This is a genomic window from Variovorax sp. P2_H12, assembly GCF_056403395.1.
The window spans coordinates 1-581 of sequence record NZ_JBFUFO010000135.1; the positions used below are offsets into that span (position 1 = coordinate 1).

General features: G+C 64.9%; 1 protein-coding gene. It reads left to right on the forward strand.

Annotated features, from left to right (window positions below; genetic code table 11):
* Nucleotides 1-562: helix-turn-helix domain-containing protein (locus AC1DYK_RS35535; RefSeq protein ID WP_478170543.1), on the forward strand; the 562-nt coding region annotated here is incomplete at its 5' end.
* Nucleotides 563-581 lie beyond the last annotated feature (19 nt).

Here is a 581-nt window from a genome sequence, read left to right on the forward strand (position 1 = left end):
GTTGAGGAACCCGACTCACGCCCTGGTGGCGCTCGCGTTCATCGGCTACGCCAACCCTGACGGAACCAACCGGCGCCCTCCGTCCATGGAGACGATCGCCAGTGACCTCGGTCTGTCGGTGCGCACCGTTCAGCGTGCGTGCGAAGCCCTGGAAGAAGCCGGACTCTTCGAGCGTCTGAGCCGAGGCACCCCCGGCAAGTCGAGTCACTGGCGCTTCGTCGTCCCGAGCGAAGACCGGACAGCAGTGTCCGGTGTCGTCGAGGTCGAGGAGCAGGAAGACCGGACACCCCCGACGGGAACACCGGACAACCCTGACGAGAAGACCGGACAACCCCGTCAGGAAGACCGGACAGCAGTGTCCGCGTACCAAGACAAGGACCAACACACCAGCAACACAGTTACCAAGGCGGCCCCCTCCAGGGGCCGTACTGAGCCTGACGACGTGTGGTCAGTCGCTACCGAAGATCTCGCAGAGAAGACCGCGACGGAGTTCTACGAAGAACTCTCGGCTCGACACCTGCTCGAACGCTTCGACCTCAGGGCGCCTGTCGGCGCCCTCTGACGCAGACGCGGCGGCGAAG